The organism is Streptomyces colwelliae (genome assembly GCF_048158785.1).
In the GTDB taxonomy this organism is placed as follows: domain Bacteria; phylum Actinomycetota; class Actinomycetes; order Streptomycetales; family Streptomycetaceae; genus Streptomyces.
Map to the genome: position 1 here is coordinate 1 of NZ_JBLTJC010000631.1, position 3,591 is coordinate 3,591.

5 protein-coding genes and 1 pseudogene are annotated in these 3,591 nt (G+C 67.9%); 3 read left to right on the plus strand and 3 right to left on the minus strand.

Translation table 11 applies throughout. The features are described 5' to 3' along the window. A pseudogene (locus ACNFOC_RS52295) lies at positions 1–246 on the minus strand (sugar ABC transporter ATP-binding protein); the annotation flags it as partial. A 7-nt stretch (positions 247–253) separates the two neighbouring features. On the opposite strand from ACNFOC_RS52295, the gene ACNFOC_RS52300 reads away from it, so the two are divergent. Next, positions 254–1,279, plus strand: a complete 1,026-nt coding sequence (locus ACNFOC_RS52300) for a hypothetical protein (protein ID WP_416966011.1) — start codon at positions 254–256, stop codon at positions 1,277–1,279. Continuing rightward, positions 1,276–2,031 carry an ABC transporter permease gene (locus ACNFOC_RS52305; RefSeq protein WP_416966012.1) on the plus strand — a complete coding sequence of 252 codons (756 nt, stop codon included), beginning with the start codon at positions 1,276–1,278 and terminating at the stop codon, positions 2,029–2,031. The genes ACNFOC_RS52300 and ACNFOC_RS52305 overlap by 4 nt, the downstream gene beginning before the upstream one ends. On the opposite strand, the gene ACNFOC_RS52310 is transcribed toward ACNFOC_RS52305, so the two are convergent. Both ACNFOC_RS52310 and ACNFOC_RS52315 read right to left on the minus strand, forming a co-directional pair. After that, positions 2,012–2,272, minus strand: a complete 261-nt coding sequence (locus tag ACNFOC_RS52310; protein WP_416966013.1) for a DUF397 domain-containing protein — start codon at positions 2,270–2,272, stop codon at positions 2,012–2,014. The two genes, ACNFOC_RS52305 and ACNFOC_RS52310, sit on opposite strands and share 20 nt — an antisense overlap. Then, positions 2,269–3,090, minus strand: coding sequence for a helix-turn-helix domain-containing protein (locus ACNFOC_RS52315; RefSeq protein WP_416966014.1), 822 nt, complete (start codon positions 3,088–3,090; stop codon positions 2,269–2,271). The genes ACNFOC_RS52310 and ACNFOC_RS52315 overlap by 4 nt, the downstream gene beginning before the upstream one ends. 112 nt (positions 3,091–3,202) lie before the next feature. Between ACNFOC_RS52315 and ACNFOC_RS52320 the strand changes: the two genes are divergently transcribed. Next, a partial coding sequence (locus ACNFOC_RS52320; protein WP_416966015.1) for an ATP-binding protein occupies positions 3,203–3,591 on the plus strand: 389 nt, incomplete at its 3' end.

Below are 3,591 nucleotides of genomic sequence, written 5' to 3' on the forward strand. Positions count from 1 at the left end.
CGTTGAGTCAAGGACGCCTCCGGCAAAGGGCGTTACATCCTCCTGGAGTCGAACTGGCAGGTGTGCTCGGAGAAGCCGCCCCAGCACGTCCGGCGAGATCGTCACGCTGTCGATGTTCGGCAGGTTCTCCGCGACGCCTCCGCGCACAAGTTCCCTGCCGAGATAGAGATTTGACGCCGCGTCAAGATCGGGCGCCAGGGAGAGATCCTGGTAGACGGTCTCGACTCCGTGCCGTTGCGCGTCCATCGGTCCGGTGCACGTCAGCCGGCGACTCGTCGAGCGGACCGAGGAGATCGCGCAGCTCATCTCCGCCGAGAACGGCAAGCCGATCAAGTGGGCGCGTGGTGAGGCCGACGCGTTCGCCGTCGGCGCGCGCGAGATCGTGCGCCGTTCCTTCGGCGGTACGAGTTCGGTGGCGGGCAGCGGCCAGGCCACCGGCACCTTCGACCATCTCAGCCTCACGGGCACGTCGGACACGGGCAGTTGGGCGGCCACGGACGTAGGGGCCCCCGCCGCCGACGCCCCGCCGGGGAGCACGCGGCCCGGCGCGTCGACGGTGACCCCGACCGGCGTCTACACCCTCACCGGCCAGGGGGACATCGCCCCGGACGAGAACAACCCCGACATGGTCCAGATGAGCTTCCAGGGAGTGTTCGTGGGCCTCCTCTTCATGGCCACCCTGGGCACGCTCTTCGTGACGAGCGAATACAAACGAGGCCTCATCCGTACGACGTTCACGGCGACGCCGTCACGGCTGAAGGTGCTCGCGGCGAAGACGACGGTGATCGGGGTCGTCACCTTCACAACAGGCCTGCTGGCTACGGCGATCGGCTTCACCCTGGCCCAGAAGACGCTGCGCTCGAACGGCTTCAAGCCGCCCGCGTTCCCCGACCTCTCCCTCCTGGACAACCCGGCCCTGAGGGCGGTCCTGGGCAGTGCGGTACTGCTGTCACTGGTCGCGGTCCTGGCCCTGGCCGTGGGCGTCGTACTGCGCAGCAGCGCGGGCACGATCGCGACGGTGGTGGTGCTGGTGCTCCTCCCGCAGATCCTTTCCGTGGCCTTGCCGCTTCCCGCGGCGCAGTGGCTGCTGAGGGTGACCCCGGCGGCGGCCTTCGCGATCCAGCAGGGGGTCACGTATTACCCGCAGGTCCACCACAACTGCCTTCCGGAGAGCGGCTGTTACCCCCTCGCCCCGTATCACGGCCTGGCGGTCCTGGCGGCCTACGCGGTAGCGGCCCTGCTGCTGGCGGCCTGGACGACAAGGAGGCGCGACGCGTGAGGTGGCTGGGCTCTCTCCACGCCGAGTGGACCAAACTCCGTACGCTGCCGAGCACTTGGTGGCTCGTGACGGCAACGGTGGCTCTCACACTGACGGTCGGCGCGGCGGCGGCCTCGTCGCTCACGACCCAGGTGTGCCCGTCTCCCGCCGCCTGTCACGAGGACACGGTGAAACTGGCCCTGACCGGGGTCCAGTTGAGCCAGGCGCTGTGTCTGGTCCTGGGCGTCCTGTCGATGGGCGCGGAGTACGGCACGGGCACGATCCGCACGACGCTCACGGCGATGCCGGGGCGGTGGCGAGTGCTGGCATCGAAGGCGCTGGCCCTGTCGCTGCTGACGGCGACAGCGGGAGCACTGGCGGTGCTGTCCTCCCTGGGCCTGGGCCGCCTGATCCTCCCGACCCCGGCGGACGGTACGACGCTCCGAGCGGCGGGCGGCTCGGTCCTCATCCTCGTCCTGGTGACGCTCCTGGGCCTGTCCCTGGCGACCCTGCTCCGCGACACGGGCGGCGCGATCACGCTGGGCCTGGGCGTCCTCTACGTCGTCCCGATCCTGTCCCGCCTGGTCAACTCCCCGACCTGGCAACACCGTCTGCAACGCTGGACCCCCATGCCGGCGGCCCTCTCCATCCAGGCGACGAAGAACCTGGAGAGGCTGGCGATCGCTCCGTGGCCGGGTTTGGGGGTACTGGCGGCGTACGCGGTGGGCCTGTTGGCGGTCGGGGGAGCGGCGTTCAGACTGAGGGACGCGTGACCTGACCGAGGAACTCGCCCCAAGTGCCGGGCGAGACAGTGAGGATGCCGCCGGCGGGGACCTTGGAGTCACGGACGTGAATGGCGGCGGGGTGGGCGGCGACCTCGACGCAGTCCCCGCCCTCGCTGCTGCTGTAACTGGACTTCCGCCAGTCGTAGGCGACTTCGATGCAATTGCCGCCCTCGCTGCCGCTGTAGCTGGACTTGAACCACGCCAACTGCTGCCGTGCTGCGGTGTTCATTGCTCTCCTAGCAGTCGCTCCAGGAGGCGCATGCTCTCGGAGGGAGAGAGCGCCTGTGACCGCAGCATTCCATATTTCAGGTGATAGTTACTCACCTCTTCCGGGTCCTCGACGAGGAAGCTGGCGCGCTGAACTTCCAGGTAGGCGAGGCGCTCGTGGTCCGGAGTCTCCAGCAACACCAGGGGACCGTCGAGGCAGGCGTGGGGCATCCGGTCCATCGGCATGATCTGCACGCCCATGTGGGCCGGTTCGTTGGCCTCGATCAACTTTCGGATCTGGTCTCGCATGATCTCCGGGCCGCCGACGTTCCGCCGCAGGGCGCTCTCCTCGATGATGAAGTGCCCCACCGGCGGCCGCTTGCGCGTCCAGATCTCTTGCCGCTGCATCCTGTTGGCCACCCACTGGTCGGCCGTCTTGTCCGCGACTGCCGGATACCCGGACTCGAAGACGCAGCGGGCGTACGCCTCGGTCTGGAGCAGACCGGGCACGACCTGCGTCTCGTACGACAGGATGGCGACGGCCTCCTGCTCATTGTCGACGAGCCCCTGTGCGAACGCGGGCATCCGCGCCTGCACCGGCAACTTGTTGACCAGGGCGAACAACGCCCCACCCGTGTGCAGCAGTTCATCGAACTCAATGGCCCGATGGTCCTGGAGCGCAAGCCGCCCTTGTTCGATGGACCTGATGGTGTCAACGTGCAGGTTCGCGATCTCCGCGAACTGCTCCTGTGTCAGCCCCGCCTGCCTCCGGTAGTGGGCGACGAGCCCGCCGACCGCCTGCCAAGTACCGACCTTCTTGGGCTTCTTCGCCGATTGCATGCGTGTCCCTTTCCCCCGCGCACACCTGAAGTCGTCGTAGTGAGGTCGTAGAGAAAACAAATACGACCTCACTCACTGACCCACGATAGTGACTGCCTGTGACAGTGGCCCCATGAACGAACAACTCCAACAAGGCCACACCCGCGAGGCGTTCTACCGACGCGACCGCAGATCAGTCGCGCTGGCCCGCGAGTTCACCCGGAACACCCTCGCGGACTGGGAGATCACCGACCGGACCGACGATGTCCTGCTCTGCGTAAGCGAGTTGACGACGAACGCGATCCTGCACGGCGTACCACCGGGCCGGGGCCTCGCCCTCCGTCTCCGCATCCACCTGGACGGAGTCCTCCGCGTCGAGGTCCACGACAGCGGCACCGGCGAACTCCGCAAGGTCAGGACCCCGTACCGGGATCTCCACGCGGAGGACGGCCGCGGCCTGCTGCTGGTCTCCGTGCTCGCGGACAAGTGGGGGGTGGGGGAGCGGGAGTTGGGGAAGGTGGT